Origin of the sequence: Acinetobacter sp. HZNU-JH01, from assembly GCF_037996845.1 — a bacterium.
GTDB classification, from domain to species: domain Bacteria; phylum Pseudomonadota; class Gammaproteobacteria; order Pseudomonadales; family Moraxellaceae; genus Acinetobacter; species Acinetobacter haemolyticus.
In genome coordinates this window covers 2,414,595-2,439,195 of the sequence record NZ_JBBMZX010000001.1, presented here as the reverse complement: position 1 = coordinate 2,439,195, position 24,601 = coordinate 2,414,595, and the positions used below count along the sequence as shown (strand labels likewise).

Here is a 24,601-nt window from a genome sequence, read left to right as displayed (position 1 = left end):
GTGATTCTATCCAGTCAAATCATCATAAACGGCAAAGATTGTACTCTAAAGCAGCAGCATATGCATATAAAAGAGAATGAATTTCCACAAAAGTCTGATAGAAAATACAAATTAAGTGCAGCTAGAAAAGTTAATAGCTACCCTTAATTGTAAATTCACTTGGGCAACCAGTCACAACATGACTTGCACATTGTTTATACTGCCCATTTTTGTGATAACACACTCGGACCTCTGTCAAAATGGAGTCTGATCGTGAAGATTGACAACTAAAACGAATACCATTTGCAGGTAAAGAGGGATTTAATTTAGTAAATTGTTGTCTCAGATTTTCTTTTTGTACACTAATCGTGTTTTGACTGGTCAGATCAGCAGGTATCTTTAAACGTTCAGCGAAATTAATAATCGTTCTATAATATTGGCTCGCATTCATCGGGACACAACCTCCAACATTTTGCCAAAGTTGTACCCGCTCAGTTTCATTCGGCATGACACGTGCGACCACGGTCGATTGCAATGGAGATAATGCGGCTGATGATTTTGTTTCGCAGTTCCGATTGACTGGAACTTCTGGCAATAAACTTGAAATTGTTAAAGAATAACCTTCCAAACACTTACGTTGTTTTTGTTTTGATGAATCTAAAGCACATACCGCTGGCGTCATTTCTACATGTAAAATATAGCCCGTGAGATTTTGGTTACTCGCAGCATATAATGATGAGGCAAACGAAAGCACAAGCATACAGCCTAAAGCCTGTACCCACCTTGTAAACCGTCGTTTTAAAAAATCTATTGATTTCATCAAATACCAAAACTTCATGACTTCAAATTTAATATCAGCTTATATTTCAAGGGCTATTTCGCACAGGAATCACACCCATCCTTTTTTCTAGGGACTGTGGCCCTTGCCCCAATACCACACCATAATGCGTTGCATTGGTCATGACATGTTTGACATAGTCACGTGTTTCCAACAATGGAATCGATTCTGTGTATTGATCTGCCGCCAAAGGTTGATTGTCAGGCTGCCAACGTCGTGCTCGATTAGGACCTGCGTTATAACCCGCAGTAGCCAGCACTGCATTGCCGCTGAGTTGCCCCTGAATCATTGAAAGATAGAAAGTACCATAACGAATATTGGTATTCATTTCACTCAGCGCAGCTGGATTGTAGGTTTCGCCCATTTGTCGCGCAATTAACTTTGCGGTATTTGGCATGATCTGCATCAAACCACCAGCACCGACATGAGAACGTGCTGTGGTGACAAAACGACTTTCTTGGCGCATTAAACCATATGCCCAAGCAGGATCTACACCTGCATTATTGCTATGGCTCGTGACATTCGCACGATGTGGTGTAGCAAATCGATAGGTATCGTTATGACGGGTGGTCGTACGATCCGCAGCATAAATTGCCCGATCATACCATCCCATATCATGCGCGCGTTTTGCAGCAGCGAGAATCAAACCATCATCATGCTGTAAATAAGCTTGGCGTACTGCCCAATTCCACTCACGATTGATATATGTGGCTGGTGCATTAATTTCTCTAAGGGTAAATGCACGTCTAAAATGGATATTTTGATTAAGTCGTTGCGTATCTTGGGCAGAGGGTTGCTCATTAAATGGTTGATGGTGATAACGCTGGCCCAAACGGTCTTTGGCCAACAAATGATGATAATCATCACCAGCTTGAGCCAATTTACGATAAATCTGCTGTGCTGCTTGCTTAGACGCAGCATCGGCACGTTGCTCAGACGCTCTTGCTAACCAATACTGCCAACGATCTTCTTGTTTTTGCGTCACAGACATCGCATCTATTGCCCGAATCAGACTTTCCCAAGAACCAAATCGAATGGATTGTCTTGCATAAATTTCGGCTTCCTCAGGACTAAATGGATAACCATAGCTTTGATCAAATGCAGTTAATACTTCACGATTAAAACCATTTTTCATCACAGTCGTACCTCCCACATAACCGACTGTACGATATAGATATTGTTGTACAGCTTGTGGCGTATCTTGAAGCGCACGAGGAAGATTCGCCAATGCATTGGTTAGATCACTATCCGCGACTCGCCCCAAAGCAAAAATCAAATATGCATAATCTGCGTCGTTGTTTTTAGCAGCGCTCCACAGATAGCCCAATGGATTGGCTTGAATCTGATTGAGCTGTGCAAGCGATAAATTCAGCCCCATTGATTGTGCTGTGGTGATCGCAAAACCAGATTGCCCCGCACGTAGTTGTGACCACAAGCGATGTTGGCGATCTTGCGCGGTCATCAACGGGCTAGCCAGCATCAATCGCCCTAAACCATTACATGATTCAGGTTGTGTCGTGGTGGTTAACCAAATGTCTTTGTACTCTGCAAAAACAAGGCTATCTCCTGTTTGTGCTCGAACTTGGGCAACAGCACAGCTTTCTGCTTGATCAGGGTTTGTGACATAACTGAGTACGGGCTTGGCTTCAGCAAAGCTGGCGTATTTCACTTTTTCTTCAACATAGTCAGCTGCCAACTTTTCAGCCATTGCTGATTGTGGGTAGCGTTGAGCAAAACTAATAATGGCAGAGGCAGGCTGTGAGGCTAAATTGGTATTGAGTTTCCAGTATTCAGGGTAATACCCCAATACATCATTCTGCATTTGTTCTTGGAATTGATCGAGTAAAGCTATATTACTGGCATTTGCCGCACGCAAAGCATCATTGAATTGAATATCTAAAGCGTATAGGGATGAACATGCGAACATACCTCCCACTGCGAAAAAATAACGGAAACTGTTCTTATACTTCACTTTTTTAGCATCCATTGTTATCAAATCACGTTGCTTTTTCATCTTCATCAATCAATATGCCCTATTCACCCTAGTGATATAGTGTAATAAGTCTAGCTTTCCACTATTGTTGTGTTATGTAACTTACTGATTCATATTCATTAAAATGCATACAATTTTATTCACAAACTGTCCATTTTTGTCAGTTTTTTATTCTCTGCGTTCTGACAAAAATACTGTTATAATCCGCCGTTTATTTAAACCCATCTTGTTTAGGAGCCTGCATGACGGTTCAAACATTCATTCCAAGTGCGACACACGCTGCCTCAGAAAACACTGTTACCCAGCCAATGCACACCGCTGATGTTTCAATGAAGAAGTTATATATTGAAACGCAAGGGTGTCAGATGAATGAGTATGACAGTCATCGTATGGCAGATTTGTTAGGTGATTCACATGGCTATGTGCTCACTGACAAACCAAATGAAGCTGACATCCTTTTAATGAATACTTGCTCTATTCGTGAAAAAGCGCAAGAAAAAGTATTTAGTGGACTCGGCCGTTGGCGCAAACTTAAAGAGAAAAATCCTGACCTCGTGATTGGTGTCGGTGGTTGTGTTGCCTCTCAAGAGGGTGACAACATTCAAAAACGTGCGCCTTATGTCGATATGGTATTTGGTCCGCAAACCTTGCACCGTTTGCCACAAATGTTAGATCAACATCAAGCGCAAGTTGAAAAACCAAAGAAAGAAAAAATTAAACTGGTCGATATCTCCTTTCCTGATATTGAAAAATTTGACTTCTTACCAGAACCTCGCGTCGAAGGCTTTAAAGCATTTGTTTCGATTATGGAAGGCTGTTCAAAATACTGTTCTTTCTGCGTGGTACCATATACTCGTGGTGAAGAAGTTTCACGACCATTAGATGATGTTCTAGCAGAAATCGCTGGGTTGGCTGAAAAAGGTGTTCGTGAAATCAGCCTACTTGGTCAAAACGTAAATGGTTATCGTGGTGAAACTTTTGAAGGCGGAATTTGTACATTCCCAGAATTACTTCGCTTAGTGGCAGAAATTCCAGGTATTGGACGTTTACGTTACACCACTTCTCACCCACTCGAATTTTCAGATGAGTTGATTCAATGTTATCGTGATTTACCGCAAATGGTTTCACACTTGCATTTGCCCGTACAAAGCGGTTCGAATGATGTGCTGCAGGCGATGAAACGTAACCACACCATTGATGTCTATATCGATAAAATAGCCAAACTCCGTAAAGTTCGCCCTGATATGCATTTATCAAGTGACTTCATTATTGGCTTTCCTGGTGAAACGGATCAACATTTCGCAGAAACCCTACAATTCATTAAAGATTTAGACTTTGATCACTCTTATAGTTTTGTTTATTCAAAACGTCCGGGGACACCAGCCTCTGATCTTCCAGATGACACACCTGAACAAGTGAAAAAGGATCGTCTCGCACAAGTTCAAGAGGTGATTAAACGCTCAAGCATCGATAAAACTGATGCTATGCTCGGTAAGATCGAACGTGTCTTAATTGAGAAAGTATCTGATAAAGATCCAAATATCTTGATTGGGACAGCAGATAATACTCGTCTGGTTACATTTATAGGCGATGCAGCTTGGGTCGGTCGTTTTGCTGAAATCGAGATTACTGAAATTAAAACTTTAAATTTAGTTTATGGTGAACTCTTGAATCTTGAACCTGACGTGGCGTAATGTAGAGGTATTCTTATAAGTCAACAAAAAGGGCTTCTCTTGACTGCAGCGATTCGACGTACAGTAATGTTCCCTGAGATTTCCATGGAACGCTTAAAAAGCATGCTCGGTGCATATAACGGGCATTTAAAACAAATCGAACAACGTTTAGATGTCAAAATTACTCACCGAGGAGATGCGTTCTATCTCGATGGTGATATAGAAACGGTCGAAAGAGCCGAAGCATTATTGCAACGGCTCTATCAAGAGTCTGAAACATCACAACAAATCAGCGCTGATCTGTTACATCTCATGATTCAATCCTCACAATCCGAACGTGATTTCGAGTTGGTGGGTGAGGAGTTGGATGAATATGACGCGCCGATAGATGTGTATTTTCAAACACGCAAAGGACGAATTAATCCTCGCGGCGCTAACCAAAAGCGTTATGTACAACGTATTTTGCAAAGCGACATTTCTTTTGGTATTGGTCCCGCAGGTACAGGTAAAACTTACTTAGCGGTTGCCGCTGCGGTTGACATGTTAGAACGCAATGAAATTCAACGTATTTTATTGGTTCGCCCTGCTGTCGAAGCTGGGGAAAAACTAGGTTTCTTACCGGGTGATCTTACTCAAAAAATCGATCCATATTTGCGCCCACTATACGATGCTTTGTATGAGATGCTCGGTTTTGAGAAAGTTGCCAAACTAATTGAACGTCAAGTGATTGAAGTAGCACCCCTTGCCTACATGCGTGGACGCACACTCAATCATTCATTCGTGATCTTGGATGAAGCACAAAACACTACACCTGAGCAAATGAAAATGTTCCTCACGCGTTTAGGTTTTGGTTCCCGTGCTGTGATTACGGGCGATGTGACCCAAGTTGACTTACCACGTGGACAGCAATCAGGCTTAGCACAAGCACTCCGTGTACTGGAAAATGTACACGAAATTCATATTACCCGCTTCCACTCTCGCGATGTGGTTCGTCATCAGTTAGTACAAAAAATTGTAGAAGCTTATGAAGGTTGGGACAGCGAACAACAGCGCTTGTCAGCTGAAGCTCGTGCCGAACGTAAAGCCAAGCAAGAAGCTCTAATTGCTGAGAACGATGAAAAAGCGGATGCACAGCATTAAGATGATTAAGGGTTTATTTTGAAAATCAATTTAAGTCTGCAACAAGACTTTCAAACTGCTGAGTTACCACTGAAACGTGGTCAAATCAAAAAACACATCGAAACCGCATTACGTCATGTCGGTTTCGATGCTGATTGTGAAATTGGCATTGCTTGTGTTGATCTAGCAGAAAGCCATGAACTAAATCTGCAATATCGGGAAAAAGATAAACCAACAAATGTACTTTCTTTTCCAAGTGACATTCCAGAGGAAATGCTAAGTTTGCTAGATGCTGAACCTTTGGGTGATTTGGTCATTTGTATGCCTGTGGTTTTGCAAGAAGCGGAAGAGCAACAAAAAACACCGATGGATCATTTCACACATTTATTGGTACATGGCATTTTGCATTTACTCGGTTATGACCATGAAACCAGTGAATCTGATGCTGAAGAGATGGAAGGATTAGAAATAGCAATTTTGAAGAAACTCAACATTGCCAATCCTTACCAAGCTGATGAAATCTAGTTGAAACGCTTATGTATGTTGTGATTTTTAAAGCCACAATCAATACACTCGATGCAACTTACTCTGAAATGGCACAAAAGCTGAGAAATAAAGCTTTAAGCCAATTTAACTGTATCAAATTCGAAGCATGTAGTGAAAATGGCTTTGAAATTGCGTTGTCTTATTGGCACAACCATGAAGATATCAGATATTGGCAACAAGACGCTGAACATCAAGTTGCTCAGCGTCTAGGTAAAGAAATATGGTACCAACACTTTAGCGTGGAAATTTGCAAAGTTGAGCGTGCTTACTCTAGTCAAAATGGATTGTGAATAACATTTAAGTTATCCACATGTTCAATAAAAAACGACTGAATTCAGCCGTTTTTTATTTATTAAACTTTTAGAATTGATAACGGAAAGTCAATGTTGCATTTCGTGGTGCGCCATAATTCATACGATTTTCACCAATACCATCAAAATATTCTTTATCTAATAAATTATCCAAGTTCAGTTGCACACTGATATTTTGATCAACTTTATAACCTAGCATCGCACTCAATAAGAAAACCTCATCTTGCTCAATTAAAGTTGCTCCAGTCCCTGTATAGGTTTTACCACGATAATTTACCCCAACACCCGTATTCCACTGATCACGTTTGTATTTAACGAATAAATTAGATGTTGTGCGGGCGCTTGTTGTAGCGACTTTCTGATCTTTACCATCTTTTGCTTCAAAGTTCGCGATGCCAAAGTTGATTGCCCAATTGTCATTGATCTCCCCATCAACTTCGAGCTCAACCCCTTTACTTACAACGCCATCAACCCCACGATAAGCTTGCTCAGAAGTATCTATACCTTGCGCATTCTTAACGAACTTACCTGAAATTGCTTCAGCGAAATTGGTTTGTTCAATTCTAAAGATAGATAGAGCTGTATTTAAATGACCACCAAACCATTCACTTTTGATTCCTGTTTCATAATTCCGTCCAATGATTGGGTCTAAATAGTTCCCATTTTCTTCACGACGATTTTGAGGCGTGAAAATATCGGTATAACTTGCATAAAGAGAATGATCTTGAGCAAAGTCATAAATAACACCAAAATATGGCGTGAGTTGATCATTAAATTGTCGATTACCTTTATGATCTTCAGACTTATATTCCCAGTTCGTCAATCTGGCCCCTGCCACAATCTTTAATGGATCAAGAACTTGGAATTTACCTGCAATGTAATATCCTGTTTGCGTGGTTTCATTTCCAGCTAATTTATTGGGATTAGTAATAGGCGTTAACAATTGAGTATTCATATTAGAAAAATCTAAATGTTCCCATTGATCAATATCCAAATCATTGGTTCCTTTATCTTTTCCCTGAATCGTTCCATAACGGCTATAAACCAATTCATTTTTATTCCATGAGCTGCCCAATATAATTTCTTGCTTACGATTGGCAATGGTGAAAGGTGCTGATATATACATATCTATGTTATTTTCTTCATTCCGCTTATCAGAAGAATATACAGACACAGCCCCTAAGCTTTTGTTCGTCTCCTTATCGACTTTACCTGCGACATAGAGCAGAGCTGATTGGTTATCGTTTTGCTGGTATGAATAAGCAATATTTAAAGCAACATCATTAAAAAGGTTCTGTTTCAAGTTAGCAAAAACCGCTTTCGTATCAACGTTCCAATAAGTCCAATCCGAACTTACAGTCAAAGAACGATCAAATTTGGTTCTTGTCCCATCATTATAAAAAGCTGGTAATCCTCCCCAACGGATTCCATCGCGCTTTAATTCCTGATAGGTTGCAGCCAATGATAAATTTGTTCTATCAGTCACATCGTAATCAATTACACCATAAACAATATTTCGCTCTCTTGAATAGTAGTCCATGAAGGAATCTTCATCTGAATGTTTCACATAAATGCGACCACGTAATGAACCATCCTCATTTAATGAATTCGAAAGATCCGCAGAACTTGTATAATTATTCCATGATCCAACAGCTGCATTAACATTGCCTGTAAACTCTGTGGCATTCGCTCGTTTACGCACCATATTTATCCCCATTGAAGGGTTACCTGCGCCAGAGTTAAGACCATTTGCTCCTTTCACCACCTCAACACGATCATAAATTCCCAAATCTAAATCACCTTCTGCAAGTGATGATGTACTTGGCATCCCATCGATTAAGTGATAATCCAACTGAAAACCGCGAGCAAAATAACTTTGACGTTCATCTGTTCGAGAAACTGTTACTCCTGTGACATTACTCATTAACTCTTGAAACGACTCAATATTTCGATCATCTAAATATTCCCGAGTATATATCTTCACTGCTTGTGGTGTTTCTCGTAAAGACATATTCAGTTTAGTCGCTGTATTGGTACTTTTTGCTGTATAACTCCCCGTACCTTCAGTGGTCGCATCATTATTTTCTTTAGCTTTTACTGTAATTGTTGGCATTTGTGTACTTTCAATATTTGACTGAGCAGAAGCCAATGAGGGTAAAAATATTGCTGCCATTGCCAGAACAAGCGGGTGTGCTTTAAATAAGCTCAATTCAGAATCGTGTTGCATGCAAAATTATCCTTTTCACAAAGTTTAGAGCATTTGGAGACACACACCACTTCCCCCCGAAATTTTAAAGAAGGATGTATGAATGCCCTAAAGGAGAATTAAAGAAATTACAAGACGAATGATAATCGTTTTTATTATCAATTCAAGAGCTATAAACCAAAAGCAGCTATGACTATGAAGTTTGTACTTAAAAAAGATGACTCATAAAATATAAGATATTAATTTTAATGGATATTTCAACACATACAACAAAGTAAATTCTGTCTTAGTTAATGCACTTCAAATTCAGCATCCACTGGATCAAAACGCCATGTTCGGATAATACGTAACTCAGAAATATCTTCCATACTGCTGTCAAAAGCTCCAAATGGTGCACCACGGCGAACAGAAGCACGAGCTGCTTCATCCAAAATCGGATGTCCTGAGCTCTCAATTAAACGAATGGCTCGGATACCGCCTTGCGCATTTAAAATCACCATTAAACGGACTTCACCCGCTAAGCGTTGCTGTTTTGCCGCATCGGGATAATAACGATTGCCATACAACTCAACTTTTTGTCGGAATTTATCGAGATACGCTGCCGATGCATCTTGTTTCGCTTGTATCCCATCAACCGTTTTAATACGTTGCTTACGGCTAAAATTTTGTTGCCGTTGTAAATATTGCGCTTCTAAACTTGCCACCATCGCAGCTTTGGCTTGAAATTGACTTTGTAATTCTTCTAATGCTTTCTTACGTTCATTCTGTTCAGCTTGCTTTTGCCAACTTAACACTGTCATTAACACTTTTTCCTCAAAGAGGAGTTCACGCTTCTGTTGTATGGTTTCGAGACTTTCTAGCTCATGCTCTCCTGTGGTTGCATCACTTTGCATTGGCGTGGGCATATCACTAGACATACGATGTGCTTGATGAAATTCACCTGATCCTTGTTGATCAGTTTGCGCTAAAAAATCTGCATGCTCGACCTTATCTTGACTTGGACGTACAGACACGGCGATTTCTTTGGTTGATGTATCAGTAGGTGCAGGCATTGAAAATTGTGTTATCAGTACGAGTCCATGTACCATGATTGCAATAACAACTGCTCCAACAAAAATCGGATCTTGCCACCAAAAGGAAGTCATCTGAGTACGAAAATTTATTTTATTCCACATGGTATATAAGCGACAAAAATGTCTCATCCCCAACGGCAGCTACCGCATAAAAAACCAAACCAATATTCAAAAGTACGAAAAAATGTGATCCACTTATAGCTTGAGTGCTTCCATCGCATCATTTTATGAAAATGTAGCAATTAATTTTGCTACACTGCAAGCCACAAATTTAATTTTTACTTTTTAGTTAAGCAAAGATGGCGAATACACCATTCACTTTCTGGAACAACTTTTATGCAAACGCTACTTTCATCTGTTGTTAAACGTCTACGTAAAGTTTACCAAAAAGCCGAAGATTTCATTGAAGAAGAAAGAGAATTCCCACTTTCACAAGTATTTGTAAATGCCACAATGGAGCGGTACGTCACCAATAATGTCGGAATCATGCAAGATTTACATGCAGATCTATATGATGGTTGGTTACGTCTATACACCACTTTGGATGTAAAAGGCTTACACACGACGCTATCCGTTGATTTAAAACTGATTCAAATGGAAATGAATCAGGATGTTCAACTGATGGTGTTTGAACAAATTAGTAATACTCAAGTGATCGAAGCAAAATTCAAAAACATTTTTCAAAAATGGGGCTTCCATATTGCGATTTGGTATTACCAAAAATTTAAGGAAGAAGATCCTTTAGGCAAAATTTTAGCGCATTTTGAAATTGTAACGGTGAAAGATGATTTACTCTATCTCGATCTAAATCGCTGGTTTGGGAAAAAGCCAAGCATTATTGAAACTTTGAGTAAGGTTCATGTCAACCGAGCAAGGGTCCGACCTGCTGAGCTCATCGTGTGGGGCAATGTCAATCTCACTGCGATTCTATACCCACCGAATGATGATGATTTTGGTGAAGATGAGTTAGAAGATAGTACTGTGACGCCCATTCAACAGAAGAAGGCGAAAAGAAAATAAATAAAATGCTCAATGGGTTTACTTATTACTTTACACCTACCCCATTGAGCCTCCACCTTTACGATTTATACGAAAATTAACAAGCGCTTAGTAAAAAGGCTGAACTTTTCTTCACAATCTACAGGCATAATAAATCTAAATTTTCCTGATAAATGAGTGCAAATACCTCGTATTCGCTCTAAGGACTCAACGTTATGACACAGAAATTATCAAAAGTGCTCGGTATTGCAACAGTAACATCTGCAGCGATTCTATGCGGCAGTTTATCTAGTCATGCTTTGGCAATGACCCCATTCCAAGCAAACTATCAATTTAGCTACAATAACAAAAACCTAGGTTCTGCAACACGTACACTCGCTCAACAAGGTAATAACTGGACATATTCTTTTAACGCACGTGCTGGTGGTATCGCCTCTGCCTCTGAAACCAGTCAATTTAGCTTTGCTGACAATAAGATCACATCGCAAAAATTTAGTCGCACCAGTAAGATCTTGATTCATAACAATACTATGAACATCAACTTTAATCCTAGTGCGAAAGTAATTAACACCCAGAAAGATGACAAAAAGCGCTCTTTCCCTTGGAAAGATGGTGTTTTAGATGAGCTGAATGCCGAATTACAAGTTCGTGAAGATCTCAAAAATGGTAACACCTTACAAACACGCTATTTCATTGCAGATAGTAAAGCAGTGGATGAGCGCCGTTTTATTCGCCAAGGTACTGAAACCATCAAAACTAATTATGGGACTTTTAACACAATTAAAGTCGTACTTCAGCACGACAAACCAGAACGCAACACGGTATTCTGGCTCGCGCCAAAACTTGATTATCTCCCTGTCAAGGTGACACATAATGACGGAAAATCTTCGTATGGGCTTTTATTAACGGGCTATACGGGTAAAACTAATTAATCAGCGCTAAAATTGCAGCCATATACCAAACATCGTAAAGTTCTGTGAAATATCAACAAAGCTTTAATTTATGGCTTGCAATTTTTTTGATGCTTTTTAAAATATGCCTTTGCTTGAAAAAGCATCCGTTTAGAGGATTCTCCCGTGTACGCTCTAGAACAGAAAATCTTAAATGAAGGTATCGTTCTATCTGATCAAGTCTTGAAAGTTGACGCTTTCTTGAATCACCAAATCGACCCTGTGCTCATGCAGCAGATCGGCAAAGAATTTGCTGCTCGTTTCAAAGATGCTGGCATTACCAAAATTATTACCATTGAAGCATCAGGTATTGCACCTGCGATCATGGCGGGTCTAGAGCTTGGTGTGCCTGTGATTTTTGCTCGCAAATATCAGTCATTAACATTAAAAGATGATCTTTATCGTTCTAAAGTGTTTTCATTTACTAAACAAACTGAAAGTACAATTGCTATTTCTAACAAGCACATCAGTTCAAGTGATAAAGCACTTGTGATTGATGACTTCTTGGCAAATGGCCAAGCGGCATTGGGCCTGATTGACCTTATTCATCAAGCCAATGCTGAAGTGGTTGGAGTAGGAATCGTGATTGAAAAATCATTCCAACCTGGTCGTGATGTCTTACTCGAAAAAGGCTATCGTGTAGAGTCTTTGGCACGCGTTAAATCCCTCAGCGATGGTAAAGTAACCTTCGTGACTGAATAAGCAACATTATGAATTCGAAAGAGCGCTTTCAATATAAAGCGCTCTTTTCTTTTGTAGGATTTCATCATCGAAGCAACAGAGATAAGTGCCTTAATCAGAATAATCAAGTATCATTCTATACCCAGTCAATGGAACTACACTCGATTGATTGAACCCATCGATGCCACTCAAACTGAAAGTTCACACAAGATTTTAGAGAAAGCTATGCGCACATATTTAGACCTTTTACAACATATTCTCGACAATGGCGGCGACAAAGGTGATCGTACAGGTACGGGTACACGTTCAGTATTTGGTCATCAAATGCGCTTTGATCTTTCTAAAGGTTTCCCCTTACTCACCACCAAGAAAGTCCATTTTCGTTCCATCGTGATTGAACTACTGTGGTTCCTCAAAGGTGATACTAATGTTCAATATCTCAAAGACAATAAAGTCACCATTTGGGATGAATGGGCAACTGCCGAACAAACCGCTCGCTTTGGTCGTCCAGAAGGTGAATTAGGTCCAGTGTATGGACATCAGTGGCGTAATTTTGGTGCAACTCAAAATGAGGATGGTAGTTATCAACAAAATGGTTTTGATCAAATCAAATGGCTGATTAACGAAATTAAAACCAATCCAAATTCACGTCGCTTAATCGTGTCTGGATGGAATCCTAACGAGGCTGGAAAGGTTGCTTTACCGCCTTGTCATACGCTATTCCAATTTTTCGTACAAGATAATAAATTGTCATGCCAGCTGTATCAGCGCAGTGCTGATGTGTTCTTAGGTGTGCCATTTAATATTGCCAGCTATGCCTTGCTGACACATATGATTGCACAGGTTTGCGGTTTAGGCGTCGGTGATTTTGTATGGACAGGTGGTGATACGCATCTCTATGCGAACCATTTTGAACAAGCGAAATTACAACTTAGCCGTGATCCTCTACCGTTGTGCCAGCTTAAACTGAATCCAGAAATTACCGATATTTTTGATTTTAAATTTGAAGATATCGAAATCGTGGGTTATGAATCACACCCAGCAATTAAAGCACCCGTTGCAGTTTAAAACGATAAGAGAGCTCACTTATGGCATGGCAAGGCACAGAAGTTGTCCACGTAGTGGCAATGGATAGAAATAACTGTATTGGAAAAGGAAATGCCCTGCCGTGGCATATTTCTGCAGATCTCAAACATTTTAAAGCCATCACTCAAGGTGGTGTGGTTATCATGGGTCGTAAAACCCTTGAGTCAATGGGACGTGCATTACCGAATCGCGTAAATTGGGTGATTACGCGAGATCCATCTTGGCAATTTGATGGTGTAAAAATTGCGCATAGTATTGAGGAGGCTTTAGATGCTGCACTTACAGACGTACAACACTCTGAAAAAGCATCCTTATTTATTATTGGTGGAGGAGAGATTTTTAATCAAACACTTGCCTTTGCTGACCGCCTAGAACTGACCCATGTAGATTTAGATGTTCAAGGCGATGCACATTACCCAAAAATCTCTGAGAATTTTCAAAAAGTGAACTCAGAACTACATACTGATGAAAAATCAAATATCGCCTTCGAGTTCGCAACTTACCAAAAATAAAATGGACTGCGAATTGTTATGCATGAGATTGGATCACGTGAGTTCTTCATTGGATTAGGGATATGGTTCTTACATAGTACCTTTACTCTTTTCGTGATCCTTTCCAGTATTTGGCTATGTTTAGCCTTATGGATACAGCAACCCCTTGGTCCGATCTTTAGTCGCATTATCATTATTCTTTGGGGACTATTCGCACTGAGTTTGCTTGGTTTCTATGTCAGCGGACATATTTTTAGTCGACGTACAGATATTCTGCTCTATTGTTTTGCGTTCGCTTGTTCTTTGTTCTGGTATTTTTCTTTAGATGCACGTCAAGACCGCGTCTGGGATCCAGAGGTATCTGAGCAACTCAGCTATGAGAAAAAAGGCGATATTGTAACGTTGCACAAGGTACGAAACTTTAATTGGTACCCCGATGGAAGTTATGACATTCACTGGGAGGATCGGACAATTGATCTGAACAAAATCACAGGAATTAATGTGATTGCCTCCTACTGGATGGGTCCCCAAATCGCACATACTCTCGTGAGCTTTGACTTCTCAGATCAAAAACCACTGGTATTCTCGATCGAAATTCGAAAAGAAAAAGGCGAATCTTTCTCTGCGATCGGAGGATTCTTTCGTAAATATGAGTTAAGCCTAATTGCATCCGATGAGAAAGATATTGTCTATACACGTAGCAATATTCGTAATGAACAGGTTTATTTATTCCCGATCAAAATTCCTGCTGCGGAACGTAAAGCATTATTTATTGAATATCTTAAAAAGGCAGATGAACTGCGTGCGGAAGCAAAATGGTATAACACCCTGACCAGTAACTGTACCACCTTAATCTTTGATATGGCACAAGCCATTAGCCAGCAAGCATTACCCAAAGATTACCGCTTACTGGCTTCTGGTTATTTGCCAAATTATCTACATGATCTCAAAGCATTGAATCAGAATTACAGCATGAAAGAATGGTATCAACTGGCACATATCAATCCACGTACCGAACAATATGCCAAACAACCAAATCAAAGTAGTGAATATTATTCTGAAGTCATTCGCGCAGGACTACCCAAAACTGAATAATTCTTCTGCTCACTTAGTCAAACCTATCTCAATATTTACAAAATGATACGTAATATGCGGCTCAGATCCACGTTTATTAAGTTTAATTAAAATCATTAAACTCAAAGACTCGGATCTTTCATTTATGTTAAAACCATTATTAGCTTCTTGTACTTTGGCAGTTACGATCATCATGACGGGTTGTACAACCACAGAATCTTTAAGCACCTCTCCAAACGCATCACAGAAAGAAACAATCAATTTATATAATCGCACGTGGATTGCTACACATATTAACGGTATCGAAGTCAAAAGTAATGAGTTATCAATAAAACGACCTTCGATTCAGTTTGATGCTCAAGCTAAACGCTTTTTGGGTGCAGATGGTTGTAACAATATTCAAGGAAGCTTCGAAAGCCAAGGTGCTATTTTACGCTTAGGTGCTGTCGCATCAACCAAGATGGCATGTATTGGTAAAGACAACAATGACCTATCACGTCAATACGCAAATGCCTTAGCTGCAACTACAAACTACCAGCTGAAAGGACATGAACTAAAATTCCTCGATGCTTCTGGACAAGTTCTTGTAACTTTCGTTACGGTGGTTCAACCATTACCGTAATTCACCTTGATCAAAGCCACAACCCGTTGCAAACACGGGCTTTTACTTTTTGTCGACATCGTTTACTTTAAAGGCATTCATAAAATTAGAAATTGGGGACTTAAATGCAACAAGCACTATTTGGTGGTGGATGTTTCTGGTGTGTAGAAGCAGTTTTTTTACAGCTCAAAGGCGTTGAAAAAGTAGTCAGTGGTTATGCTGGCGGTATTGTGCAGAATCCAAGCTATGAGCAGGTTTGCCAAGGTAATACTCAACACGCTGAAGTTGTGCTTATCGATTTTGATGAGCAACAAATCAGTTACACCCAACTTTTAAATGTGTTTTTTACCACCCATGATCCAACCACATTAAACCGTCAAGGCAATGATATTGGAACACAATACCGTTCTGTTATTTATTATTTCAATGAAGAGCAGAAACAACAAGCCGAACAGGTCATCCAAAATTTAGAGGATGAAGGGCTCAACATTGTGACTGAACTAAGTCCTGAACCGACTTTCTATCCAGCTGAAGAATATCATCAAAATTTCTATGCCCGTAATCCTTCCCAAGGTTATTGCAACTTTAGTATTCCACCCAAATTATCCAAGCTACGCTCTAAGTTTTTAGATTTACTCAAAACTGAATAGCAATAAAAAAAGCAACTCGAAAGAGTTGCTTTAATTTTTCAATGATAGGCGCTAGCTCTAGTTTTCACTAACGAAAGCAATATCACTCAATCCAGCTTCACTGGCACGCGACATAACTTGTGCAACCGTGTCATATTTTGATTCTTTATCTGCACGTAACTGCACTGTCGGTTTTGTAGTTGCTTGACCCGCTTCTGCAAAGCGTGTTTCTAACTCATCCAAACTAATGATCTGAGTATCCCAAGCAACTTCACCTTTGGCATTAATACTAATCGTAATTGCTTTTGGTGGTGGATCGATAATTTCAGCAGTTGTTTTTGGTAAACTTAATGGAATTGATGGGTTTGCAACCGTTGCTGTGACTAAAAAGATAATCATCAATACCAACATAATATCGATCAGAGGAATGAGGTTCATCTCATTCATGCCACTGTCGTGGTCTTCACCCAATTGAAAGCCCATTTTAAGCTTGACCTCCAACTAAACTTTGTTGCGTTGCTTTAGCTTCAGTTTTTACCGTTGTCTCTTGTTGCAACATCGTATCGATAAGCAACAGATGTGCTTGATCTTGAAGTTCATGTGCCAAACCACGGTTAAAACGCATACAAATGTTGTAAGCCAATACCGCAGGAATCGCAACAGCAAGACCAAGACCCGTCATGATCAATGCCTCACCGACAGGAATTGCAACCTGCGCTAAGCCTGCCTGACCACTTTTACCAACAGCGACAAGTGCATGGAAAATCCCCCACACCGTACCGAACAAACCCACAAACGGTGCAAGTGAAGCAATCGTACCCAAGACTGAAACGCCTTTTTCAGCTTGCGATTTTTCAGCAGAAATCTGACGAAGCAAAGCTTGTTCAGCAACCGCTTTACGCTGTTCAAAGGTGAGTGGTTGTAACTTTGCTTTCAGTGTAGCCAAAGCCTGAGCAAGCTGAGCATAAGCTTGTTGTTTTAATTGGCGTGTTCCTAAAATACGTAGAATAAAAATCGTCCACGTTGCAATCGACATTGCGAGAAGAACAAAATACAGTGTTTTACTTACTGCATCTGCATGTTGCCAATAAACTGAAAAGTTCATATACGAACTCCTGATTTAATCTGTCACAAGGACTCAAATTTATTAAGGATTAAGATCAAACGGTTGCTCTGCTCGAATTGGGTAAGCAACACCATTCTCCATATACGGTTTAAACTTTGCACTTTTCACAGCACGTACTACTTTTTCATCCAAAGCAGGTATGCCCGAACTGCGTGTCACACGCACATTGGTCACACGGCCTTTTTCATCCGCTTCAATCATAACCATAATGGTGCGTGCTTGGTTGTCTAACTCTTTAGGTGTGAAGCTAATTCTTGGAGATCGACTCCATTGTACACCTGAACCACCAATCGATACGGTTCTCGGTGACGGATCAGCTGCTGGCTGAGGTCTCGCCACCTCTTGGACTGGTTGCGGTTTTTCAACAACCTTTTCTTTTACCGTTGTACTAACAACAGTCGTTTCAATTTTGGTTTCAACTTTTGGTTCAGTTTTTTGAATCACTTGCTTAGGTGCTTCAGTCTTAACTTGTTGCACTTTCTCAATTTTCTTTGGAGGTGGCGCAACAGGCTTTTCAACGACCTTAACCTCTTTTACCTCTTTTTTCGGTTCAGGTTTAGGCAGCTCTTTTGGCTTAGGAAGCTCAGCTTTTGGTGGCTCTTTAATTTTAACAAATTTGACTTTAAGCGGTTCTTTTTCGATTGGTTTTAACTCAATCGTTTTGATGTGGCTAACTGCCCACAAGACTCCCACATGTCCAATCATAACTGCAACTAAAGCAGTGATGATTTTCTTTTTCATCGGGTTTGGTGTGTTAAATGATGCAGGAGATGGACTCATAAGAATCTAAGTACCTATATAGATGGTGTTAGTCTAAAAAACGATTACACACATCGGATAGAACAATTAAAGTGCCGTAATAATAAATGAGAAGTGTTTTCATTTGCAACTGTTTTTTTGTGAATATACTTCAAATCACTGATAAGCCACACAAAAAAGTAACGTTATAATGTAACAACACATTCACATAAAAAAAGTATGCCTAAAAAAGCATACTTTTAAAATTTTTGATCGCTTATTGAAACACAACCGTTTTATTGCCATCAACAATCACACGGTCTTCAAGATGCCACTTTACCGCACGTGCTAACACATTACGTTCAACATCTTCACCTAACTCACGTAACTGCTCAACATTGTAGTCATGGCTCACACGCTCAACATCTTGTTCAATAATTGGACCTTGATCAAGATCAGCAGTCACATAATGCGCTGTTGCACCAATCAACTTCACCCCTTTCTCATACGCTTGCTTATATGGATTTGCGCCCACAAAAGCAGGTAAGAATGAATGATGAATATTGATAATTTTCATTTCCCATTGAGAAACAAAGTCTTCACTCAATATCTGCATATATCGCGCTAAGATCAATAAATCATTGCCTTGCATCATGTCATTAATTTGTGCATAAGCTTCTGCTTTATTGTCTTTATTCACCGGCACAACATGGAATGGAATCCCAAAATTTTCCACTGCTTCACGTAAGTCAGGATGATTTGAGATCACCTGAGTGATTTCACAAGCTAATGAACCGCGTGCATGACGCCATAATAGCTCTAACAAAGCATGATCTACTTTAGAAACCAAAATGCCGACTTTCTTTAGCTCGCCAACAAAATTTAGTTTCCATTGCATGCCATAACGTTCAGCAACATTTGCTGCAAAGGTTTGCATCAATGCTTCTTTACGCGATTGTAAATGATCCAACTCAAATTCAACACGCATAAAATAACGTCCGCCTTGAGCTTCTGTTGCGTACTGATCAAGTGCGGTGATGTTTGCTCCCTGATGATACAAAAAGCTCGATACAGCTTGCACAATTCCTGGCTTGTCTTCACAAGTAATCAGTAGTCGTGCTGTATGGGCAGTAGTCGTGTTCATGTTGTTAATTCACTTATTCGAATCAAATTAAAAAAATCAAGCCGAGCATTCTAACGCTTTTTTGCCTACGACTAAATAGCTAGTCACAGATGATCATCATCATTTTTAAGATTCGATAAACTAGCAAATAACTCTGAAGGTCCAAGCGATTGCAATAATTGCTCATAGGTTTGACGACTTTCACCCATTAAATATGGTCCTTCTAAGAACACCATTTGTCGCAATGCTTGCCAGACCCATTTTTCTTCCAAACGATTGTTGTCACTAATATGACCCGACATATATAAGAAGTTGGTCCAGTTGGTCAGTACGATCCACAAGTTAATGATCAATGCCTCAATTTCTGAGTCAGTCATTTTCATCAATCCTGCATCCACAAAGGCACGATAAATTTTTTGTCCTTGCTGCATGACCTGCCCTGCAAAGCGAGGGTAAATCTTTCTAAAGTCTTCATTATTTTCAACAAGATGGTAAACATCACGATGAATAAAACGATAAGCCCAAAGCTGGTTACTTAATACCTGAAAATAACTAATTTTATCATTGGCATTGAGAGGACGATCATCAGGTAGCGCTAACATTTCCAAAGTTTCAGCCTGATATTGCAATGCTAGTTCTTTGATGATTTCTTGCTTATTACGAAAGTGATAATACAAGTTGCCTGGGCTAATGCCGAGTTCAGCCGCGATATGATTGGTTGTGACTGAACGTTCACCACGCTCATTAAATAATTGCAAACTGATTTGCAAAATTCTGTCTTTGGTTTTGTTTGGTTTAGCATGCGACATTGAATTCAACCATCTATAACATTATCAATAGGTTATAAAACAAGCCCATAAAAGCGACTTGACACTTTAGAGTATTTACTCTAAAAATTAAAAAGTAATAAGATTTCTTTTGGTCTACTCCTATGAACAGTCAAACAAAAACAACCGCAATGACACCTCATGTTGACGTGCAACGATTACATGATTTGCTTGAGCAACAAAAAGTAGCTTACCAACGCCATCCTGTACCAAGCGCAAAAGAACGTATTGAACGCTTGGCTCGATTAAAAAACATCTTGGTAAAATATCAAGATCAATTTGCGGATGCAATTAGTCAAGATTATGGCAATCGTGCCGTTATGGAAACCAAAATTGGTGAAGTTCTAACTTGTTTAGAACATATTAAGTACTATAGCAAGAACTTAACCGAGTGGATGAAGCCCTCTAAACGCCATATCAGCATGTTACATCAACCCGCAAAAGGTTGGGTACAGTATCAACCACTCGGTGTAATCGGAATTATTGCACCGTGGAACTATCCACTATTGCTTTCGGTTGGACCACTAATCTGTGCATTGGCTGCGGGTAACCACGCCATGATCAAAATCTCAAGTGCCTCATCTAATTTTGGATATGTACTTGAAAATGCACTTTCAGAAGCATTTCCTCAAGAACTTGTCGCAGTTGTAAACGGCGGCGGTAAAATCTCTGATGCGTTTAGTCATTTACCATTCGACAAAATGATTTTCACTGGCTCAACCTCTGTCGGTAAAACAGTGATGGCTGCTGCTTCTCAAAATCTCGTACCTGTGATCTTGGAGCTCGGTGGTAAATCACCTGCGCTTGTACATTCTTCCATGAATATTCGCGATGTCGCACAACGTGTTGCTGTTGGTAAATTGTGGAATGCAGGTCAAACCTGTGTCGCACCTGATTATATGTTCCTTCCTAAAGGAAAAACTCAAGAGTTCACCAAACATTATCAAGACTTTGTGAATAGCATGTATCCAACACTTGCTGATAACAAAGACTTCACCTCGATTGTGAACGATAAACAATACAATCGCCTCCAAGGCTATCTTGAAGATGCTCATAAGCAAGGTGCAACCATTGTTGAATTAAACAATAACAATGAATCTCTCACTGAAGCACGTAAAATTGCACCGACATTAGTCACAGGTGTAACAACTGACATGGAAATCATGAAGAATGAGATCTTTGGTCCAATTCTTCCGATTTTAGAATATGAGCAAATTGAAGACGCACTACAATTTATCAATAGCCGCCCTCGCCCGCTCGCATTCTATTATTTTGATGTCGATAGCGCTCGTGCTGAATATATTGCTGGTCGTACCCATTCTGGGCATTTCGGGATCAACCAAGTCTTAACTCATGTTGCTCAGGATGACTTACCGTTTGGCGGTGTTGGCGCATCAGGTATGGGTAAATATCATGGTAAAGAAGGCTTCTTTAGCTTCTCTCATGAACGCTCAATGATGTCAAATCCAGTCAGCCCTAAACTTTATAGTCTGAAATTTATTTTACCTCCGTACAATAAAGCAGCACACAAACTGCTTTTGAAAACACTATTCCGTTAAGATGATCAAGGCATGATCTATCACACGAGATCATGCCGAGTTTTTACCAAATTCGCTTGTCTTTTAATCGTATTTTTGGTATAAAACGCCCCTTGAATGATTTCATCCGTTTACTTGAATGGCTAGTTGCACGAAACCGTGCTATATGAACTAGCAATGGAGTTCACCATGTCTAAGGTTTGCCAAGTTACCGGCAAGCGTCCTATCGTTGGTAACAACGTATCGCACGCAAACAACAAAACCAAACGCCGGTTCGAGCCGAACCTGCACCACCACCGTTTTTGGTTAGAAAGCGAAAAGCGTTTTGTACGTCTTCGTTTAACCACTAAAGGTATGCGTATTATTGATAAATTGGGTATCGAGAAAGTTGTTGCTGATCTCCGTGCTCAAGGTCAAAAGATCTAAGGAGTCTGAACAATGCGTGATAAGATTCGCCTCGTTTCTACAGCTGGTACAGGTTATTTCTATACCACTACTAAGAACAAACGTACTATGCCGGAAAAAATGGAAATCAAAAAATTTGATCCAAAAATCCGTCAACACGTAATCTTCAAAGAAGCTAAAATTAAATAATTTTAGTTCTTTAAAAAAACGACTTCTATTGAAGTCGTTTTTTTTGCTTAACATTTCTACTCTGCATCTATTGCTATGAAACTCAGAATACCGCTCAAAGTTAGAGAAAATTTACATAATTTTTTTTGATAATTAAAAAAATTGACATCAACAAATCCGATTTTACTTGTTACAATTTATTCGAAATTTTCTTGGCATGTTTTATGCTCATTTATTTATACCTTAACCGCAATGATTAAGGAGCGACAATGCCACATGACGTTGGTTTAATTATATTACTTGCTGCTGGTTTTGGTTTGGCGCTGGTTTTTGGCTTTATCGCAGCACGTTTACGCCTACCTCCTTTAATTGGTTATCTTATTGCCGGGATTATTATTAGCCCGAACACCCCAGGCTTTGTGGGCGATATGAAACTCGCAAATCAACTCGCCGAACTTGGAGTGATGTTTCTCATGTTCGGCGTGGGCATGCATTTCTCGATCAATGACTTATTACAAGTTCGCCGAATTGCTTTACCTGGTGCAATTTTACAGATCACTGTAGCCACCTTGCTTGGTATTGGTGTATCCATGTACTGGGGCTGGGACTTTGGAGCTGCACTCATTTTTGGTCTCAGCTTATCGTGTGCGAGCACCGTTGTTCTACTTAAAGCCCTAGGAGATCGAGGTTTACTCGACTCGGTCAACGGCAAAATTGCCGTGGGTTGGCTTTTGGTCGAAGACCTGGTTATGGTTTTAGCTTTGGTACTACTACCTGCTGTTGCTGTATTACTCGGTGGGCAAGCCCTGCATGGCACAGATCCCGAACAGAGTATCTGGGTCACAATTGGCTTAACACTTTTAAAAGTAACGGGCTTCATTGCCTTTATGCTGATTGTAGGTAAGCGCCTTGTACCCATGATCATGCAGTTTGTTGCTCGTCTTGGCTCACGTGAGTTATTTACCCTAACGGTTGTGGCTGCCGCGGTTTCGATTGCTTATGGCTCTTATGCGGTATTTGGTGTCTCTATGGCACTGGGTGCTTTCTTTGCGGGTATGGTGGTCAAAGAGTCAGACTTTAGTCATCGTGCTGAAGAGGAAACACTTCCTCTTCGTGAAATCTTTGCCATTTTGTTCTTCGTTTCGGTCGGCATGTTATTCGACCCAAGCATCTTGCTCAAAGAACCACATCATATTCTCGCAGTTGTTGCGATCATTATGATTGGTAAAACGCTTGCAGCGATTGCTCTGGTTTTGTTTTTCCGTTATCCCCTCAATACAGCTTTAACAGTCGGTGCAAGTCTCGCACAAATTGGCGAATTCTCATTTATTTTAGCAACCATGGGGGTCGCACTAGGATTACTTACGCTCGAAGCACAAAATCTTATTTTAGCGGGAGCTTTGTTCTCGATCACATTAAACTCTTTTGTGTTCTCAGCAATTGAACCGACACAACGCTGGATTCGTCAACGTTCGCATTTAGCACGTTTGTTAGAGCGTAGCGGTGACCCGCTTGCCATGCTTCCAGATGAAGTAGATCAGGAGTATTTACGTGATCAGGTCGTGATTATCGGCTATGGCGGTGTTGGACGTCGTATTACGGAGAATCTCATCGCACAAGATATCAAAGTTGTGATCGCAGAGGAAAACCGAGAAATAGTAGAAAAGCTAAGAGCTGAAGGTGTTGCTGCGGTTAGTGGTGAGGCAACCGAACCAAATGTATTAATTCAAGCACACATACATCATGCTCGTTTGTTGGTGATCTCACCAATGGATATCTTAGATATTCATCGCATTGTCGATATTTCTAAAAAGCTTAATCCGAAAATTCAAGTTCTCATCTGTGCTGAAAGTAAAGAGGAAGCAGCCGTTATTCGAGAGGAAAATATTGGTGAGGTGTTCTATGCCAAAGAAGAAATGGCAAAGAATATGAGCCACCATATTCTCAATCAAATCGAACTTGCCCATCACCCTGCTGGACATTAATTCCTAAAGCAAAAAAAAGCGTACTTGAAGTACGCTTTTTTTTGCTTTGATCAGCTGAAATGCTGTGGTTGTTCATCCACCACTTCAGCTTGCCATTGATTCATCTGTTTTTCCAACAGACCAAAGAGCGCCGCTTGTATCATGTGTTGTGCGACAGTAGGTGTTTGATCACCGAGTATTTGTTTCACTTCTTCGCTAAATTGAATTTTTACTAAAGGTTCATTCTCAGAACCTGCATTACGCAAAGCAAGTACACCACCTTCGAGTTGAACTAATTCGAGAACGGCTTCTTGATTACCAAATAATTCTTTTAACTGCTGCATTGACATATAAGTTCTCCATGCTTCAACCATGGTGGCAAAACACAAATGTGCTTTACTCTCTCACGTCTTATTTATATAAGTACGATGTGCATAGATTTCAAGTATCTCACTGCTAAGAC

At 40.0% G+C, this 24,601-nt stretch carries 26 protein-coding genes; 16 read left to right on the top strand and 10 right to left on the bottom strand.

The window, feature by feature from the left end; translation table 11 throughout:
* Positions 1-130: 130 nt before the first annotated feature.
* Positions 131-817, bottom strand: coding sequence for a ribonuclease T2 family protein (locus AAC851_RS11600; protein ID WP_197684827.1), 687 nt, complete (start codon positions 815-817; stop codon positions 131-133).
* 28 nt (positions 818-845) lie between these two features.
* Positions 846-2,837, bottom strand: a complete 1,992-nt coding sequence (locus tag AAC851_RS11595) for a lytic transglycosylase domain-containing protein (RefSeq protein ID WP_004637840.1) — start codon at positions 2,835-2,837, stop codon at positions 846-848.
* A gap of 215 nt (positions 2,838-3,052) precedes the next feature.
* Between AAC851_RS11595 and miaB the strand changes: the two genes are divergently transcribed.
* Genes miaB through AAC851_RS11575 form a run of 4 tightly spaced genes read left to right on the top strand, consistent with a single transcriptional unit; the run spans position 3,053 to position 6,438 of the window.
* Positions 3,053-4,504 carry a tRNA (N6-isopentenyl adenosine(37)-C2)-methylthiotransferase MiaB gene (gene miaB, locus AAC851_RS11590; protein WP_075316229.1) on the top strand — a complete coding sequence of 484 codons (1,452 nt, stop codon included), beginning with the start codon at positions 3,053-3,055 and terminating at the stop codon, positions 4,502-4,504.
* A 39-nt stretch (positions 4,505-4,543) separates the two neighbouring features.
* Positions 4,544-5,623 carry a PhoH family protein gene (locus tag AAC851_RS11585; protein WP_017394568.1) on the top strand — a complete coding sequence of 360 codons (1,080 nt, stop codon included), beginning with the start codon at positions 4,544-4,546 and terminating at the stop codon, positions 5,621-5,623.
* 18 nt (positions 5,624-5,641) lie between these two features.
* On the top strand, positions 5,642-6,127 hold the full coding sequence (gene ybeY / locus AAC851_RS11580) for an rRNA maturation RNase YbeY (protein WP_160127318.1): 486 nt from the start codon (positions 5,642-5,644) through the stop codon (positions 6,125-6,127).
* A gap of 11 nt (positions 6,128-6,138) precedes the next feature.
* Positions 6,139-6,438: an antibiotic biosynthesis monooxygenase family protein gene (locus AAC851_RS11575; protein WP_005088154.1), complete on the top strand. Its 300-nt coding sequence runs from the start codon at positions 6,139-6,141 to the stop codon at positions 6,436-6,438.
* Positions 6,439-6,508: 70 nt separating this feature from the next.
* Here the strand turns inward: AAC851_RS11575 and AAC851_RS11570 are convergent, their stop codons facing one another.
* On the bottom strand, positions 6,509-8,686 hold the full coding sequence (locus tag AAC851_RS11570; protein ID WP_340600891.1) for a TonB-dependent siderophore receptor: 2,178 nt from the start codon (positions 8,684-8,686) through the stop codon (positions 6,509-6,511).
* Between the two features lie 269 nt (positions 8,687-8,955).
* Entirely contained in the window at positions 8,956-9,840 is an 885-nt protein-coding gene (locus tag AAC851_RS11565) for an energy transducer TonB (RefSeq protein WP_340601045.1), read from the bottom strand.
* 234 nt (positions 9,841-10,074) lie between these two features.
* Between AAC851_RS11565 and AAC851_RS11560 the strand changes: the two genes are divergently transcribed.
* The 8 genes from AAC851_RS11560 to msrA all read left to right on the top strand — a co-directional run bounded on the left by AAC851_RS11560 (position 10,075) and on the right by msrA (position 16,270).
* Positions 10,075-10,758, top strand: coding sequence for a hypothetical protein (locus AAC851_RS11560; protein WP_340600890.1), 684 nt, complete (start codon positions 10,075-10,077; stop codon positions 10,756-10,758).
* Between the two features lie 194 nt (positions 10,759-10,952).
* The gene (locus tag AAC851_RS11555) at positions 10,953-11,669 is read left to right on the top strand and encodes a DUF3108 domain-containing protein (RefSeq protein ID WP_004637832.1); all 717 of its coding nucleotides are present in this window, start codon (positions 10,953-10,955) and stop codon (positions 11,667-11,669) included.
* Positions 11,670-11,813: 144 nt separating this feature from the next.
* The gene (locus AAC851_RS11550; RefSeq protein WP_004637831.1) at positions 11,814-12,389 is read left to right on the top strand and encodes a xanthine phosphoribosyltransferase; all 576 of its coding nucleotides are present in this window, start codon (positions 11,814-11,816) and stop codon (positions 12,387-12,389) included.
* A 204-nt stretch (positions 12,390-12,593) separates the two neighbouring features.
* A complete protein-coding gene (gene thyA, locus AAC851_RS11545; protein WP_004637829.1) occupies positions 12,594-13,436 on the top strand; it encodes a thymidylate synthase in 843 nt (280 codons plus the stop codon).
* 20 nt (positions 13,437-13,456) lie between these two features.
* The gene (locus tag AAC851_RS11540; protein WP_125501098.1) at positions 13,457-13,966 is read left to right on the top strand and encodes a dihydrofolate reductase; all 510 of its coding nucleotides are present in this window, start codon (positions 13,457-13,459) and stop codon (positions 13,964-13,966) included.
* Between the two features lie 18 nt (positions 13,967-13,984).
* Positions 13,985-15,040: an Lnb N-terminal periplasmic domain-containing protein gene (locus AAC851_RS11535; protein ID WP_100834054.1), complete on the top strand. Its 1,056-nt coding sequence runs from the start codon at positions 13,985-13,987 to the stop codon at positions 15,038-15,040.
* A gap of 124 nt (positions 15,041-15,164) precedes the next feature.
* Positions 15,165-15,641 carry an META domain-containing protein gene (locus tag AAC851_RS11530; protein ID WP_075316235.1) on the top strand — a complete coding sequence of 159 codons (477 nt, stop codon included), beginning with the start codon at positions 15,165-15,167 and terminating at the stop codon, positions 15,639-15,641.
* A 104-nt stretch (positions 15,642-15,745) separates the two neighbouring features.
* Positions 15,746-16,270 carry a peptide-methionine (S)-S-oxide reductase MsrA gene (gene msrA / locus AAC851_RS11525; protein WP_075316236.1) on the top strand — a complete coding sequence of 175 codons (525 nt, stop codon included), beginning with the start codon at positions 15,746-15,748 and terminating at the stop codon, positions 16,268-16,270.
* Between the two features lie 57 nt (positions 16,271-16,327).
* Here the strand turns inward: msrA and AAC851_RS11520 are convergent, their stop codons facing one another.
* The 5 genes from AAC851_RS11520 to AAC851_RS11500 form a co-directional block, all read right to left on the bottom strand.
* Positions 16,328-16,732 carry an ExbD/TolR family protein gene (locus tag AAC851_RS11520; protein ID WP_004637823.1) on the bottom strand — a complete coding sequence of 135 codons (405 nt, stop codon included), beginning with the start codon at positions 16,730-16,732 and terminating at the stop codon, positions 16,328-16,330.
* A 1-nt stretch (position 16,733) separates the two neighbouring features.
* A complete protein-coding gene (locus AAC851_RS11515) occupies positions 16,734-17,354 on the bottom strand; it encodes a MotA/TolQ/ExbB proton channel family protein (protein WP_004637822.1) in 621 nt (206 codons plus the stop codon).
* 42 nt (positions 17,355-17,396) lie between these two features.
* Positions 17,397-18,155 carry an energy transducer TonB gene (locus tag AAC851_RS11510; protein ID WP_340600889.1) on the bottom strand — a complete coding sequence of 253 codons (759 nt, stop codon included), beginning with the start codon at positions 18,153-18,155 and terminating at the stop codon, positions 17,397-17,399.
* A gap of 235 nt (positions 18,156-18,390) precedes the next feature.
* Positions 18,391-19,257 (bottom strand): formyltetrahydrofolate deformylase, encoded by an 867-nt coding sequence (purU, locus tag AAC851_RS11505; protein WP_004637820.1) that lies wholly within the window; start codon positions 19,255-19,257, stop codon positions 18,391-18,393.
* An 83-nt stretch (positions 19,258-19,340) separates the two neighbouring features.
* On the bottom strand, positions 19,341-20,045 hold the full coding sequence (locus AAC851_RS11500; RefSeq protein ID WP_004637819.1) for a TetR/AcrR family transcriptional regulator: 705 nt from the start codon (positions 20,043-20,045) through the stop codon (positions 19,341-19,343).
* A 122-nt stretch (positions 20,046-20,167) separates the two neighbouring features.
* Between AAC851_RS11500 and AAC851_RS11495 the strand changes: the two genes are divergently transcribed.
* The 4 genes from AAC851_RS11495 (at position 20,168) to AAC851_RS11480 (ending at position 24,159) form a co-directional block, all read left to right on the top strand.
* Positions 20,168-21,622 carry a coniferyl aldehyde dehydrogenase gene (locus AAC851_RS11495; RefSeq protein WP_004637818.1) on the top strand — a complete coding sequence of 485 codons (1,455 nt, stop codon included), beginning with the start codon at positions 20,168-20,170 and terminating at the stop codon, positions 21,620-21,622.
* A 168-nt stretch (positions 21,623-21,790) separates the two neighbouring features.
* A complete protein-coding gene (gene rpmB / locus AAC851_RS11490; protein ID WP_004649871.1) occupies positions 21,791-22,027 on the top strand; it encodes a 50S ribosomal protein L28 in 237 nt (78 codons plus the stop codon).
* Positions 22,028-22,039: 12 nt separating this feature from the next.
* On the top strand, positions 22,040-22,195 hold the full coding sequence (gene rpmG, locus AAC851_RS11485; protein WP_003654787.1) for a 50S ribosomal protein L33: 156 nt from the start codon (positions 22,040-22,042) through the stop codon (positions 22,193-22,195).
* 248 nt (positions 22,196-22,443) lie between these two features.
* Positions 22,444-24,159, top strand: coding sequence for a cation:proton antiporter (locus tag AAC851_RS11480; RefSeq protein ID WP_340600887.1), 1,716 nt, complete (start codon positions 22,444-22,446; stop codon positions 24,157-24,159).
* 50 nt (positions 24,160-24,209) lie between these two features.
* Here the strand turns inward: AAC851_RS11480 and AAC851_RS11475 are convergent, their stop codons facing one another.
* Entirely contained in the window at positions 24,210-24,488 is a 279-nt protein-coding gene (locus tag AAC851_RS11475; protein WP_005083636.1) for a hypothetical protein, read from the bottom strand.
* Between the last annotated feature and the right edge of the window lie 113 nt (positions 24,489-24,601).

Bases quoted from the DNA above. Each gene is read 5' to 3' on its own strand.
- AAC851_RS11600 (WP_197684827.1), bottom strand. From the start codon at position 817: ATGAAGTTTTGGTATTTGATGAAATCAATAGATTTTTTAAAACGACGG.
- AAC851_RS11595 (WP_004637840.1), bottom strand. From the start codon at position 2,837: ATGAAGATGAAAAAGCAACGTGATTTGATAACAATGGATGCTAAAAAA.
- miaB (WP_075316229.1), top strand. From the start codon at position 3,053: ATGACGGTTCAAACATTCATTCCAAGTGCGACACACGCTGCCTCAGAA.
- AAC851_RS11575 (WP_005088154.1), top strand. From the start codon at position 6,139: ATGTATGTTGTGATTTTTAAAGCCACAATCAATACACTCGATGCAACT.
- AAC851_RS11570 (WP_340600891.1), bottom strand. From the start codon at position 8,686: ATGCAACACGATTCTGAATTGAGCTTATTTAAAGCACACCCGCTTGTT.
- AAC851_RS11565 (WP_340601045.1), bottom strand. From the start codon at position 9,840: ATGTGGAATAAAATAAATTTTCGTACTCAGATGACTTCCTTTTGGTGG.
- AAC851_RS11560 (WP_340600890.1), top strand. From the start codon at position 10,075: ATGCAAACGCTACTTTCATCTGTTGTTAAACGTCTACGTAAAGTTTAC.
- AAC851_RS11555 (WP_004637832.1), top strand. From the start codon at position 10,953: ATGACACAGAAATTATCAAAAGTGCTCGGTATTGCAACAGTAACATCT.
- thyA (WP_004637829.1), top strand. From the start codon at position 12,594: ATGCGCACATATTTAGACCTTTTACAACATATTCTCGACAATGGCGGC.
- AAC851_RS11540 (WP_125501098.1), top strand. From the start codon at position 13,457: ATGGCATGGCAAGGCACAGAAGTTGTCCACGTAGTGGCAATGGATAGA.
- AAC851_RS11535 (WP_100834054.1), top strand. From the start codon at position 13,985: ATGCATGAGATTGGATCACGTGAGTTCTTCATTGGATTAGGGATATGG.
- AAC851_RS11530 (WP_075316235.1), top strand. From the start codon at position 15,165: ATGTTAAAACCATTATTAGCTTCTTGTACTTTGGCAGTTACGATCATC.
- msrA (WP_075316236.1), top strand. From the start codon at position 15,746: ATGCAACAAGCACTATTTGGTGGTGGATGTTTCTGGTGTGTAGAAGCA.
- AAC851_RS11520 (WP_004637823.1), bottom strand. From the start codon at position 16,732: ATGGGCTTTCAATTGGGTGAAGACCACGACAGTGGCATGAATGAGATG.
- AAC851_RS11515 (WP_004637822.1), bottom strand. From the start codon at position 17,354: ATGAACTTTTCAGTTTATTGGCAACATGCAGATGCAGTAAGTAAAACA.
- AAC851_RS11510 (WP_340600889.1), bottom strand. From the start codon at position 18,155: ATGAGTCCATCTCCTGCATCATTTAACACACCAAACCCGATGAAAAAG.
- purU (WP_004637820.1), bottom strand. From the start codon at position 19,257: ATGAACACGACTACTGCCCATACAGCACGACTACTGATTACTTGTGAA.
- AAC851_RS11500 (WP_004637819.1), bottom strand. From the start codon at position 20,045: ATGTCGCATGCTAAACCAAACAAAACCAAAGACAGAATTTTGCAAATC.
- AAC851_RS11495 (WP_004637818.1), top strand. From the start codon at position 20,168: ATGAACAGTCAAACAAAAACAACCGCAATGACACCTCATGTTGACGTG.
- rpmB (WP_004649871.1), top strand. From the start codon at position 21,791: ATGTCTAAGGTTTGCCAAGTTACCGGCAAGCGTCCTATCGTTGGTAAC.
- rpmG (WP_003654787.1), top strand. From the start codon at position 22,040: ATGCGTGATAAGATTCGCCTCGTTTCTACAGCTGGTACAGGTTATTTC.
- AAC851_RS11480 (WP_340600887.1), top strand. From the start codon at position 22,444: ATGCCACATGACGTTGGTTTAATTATATTACTTGCTGCTGGTTTTGGT.
- AAC851_RS11475 (WP_005083636.1), bottom strand. From the start codon at position 24,488: ATGTCAATGCAGCAGTTAAAAGAATTATTTGGTAATCAAGAAGCCGTT.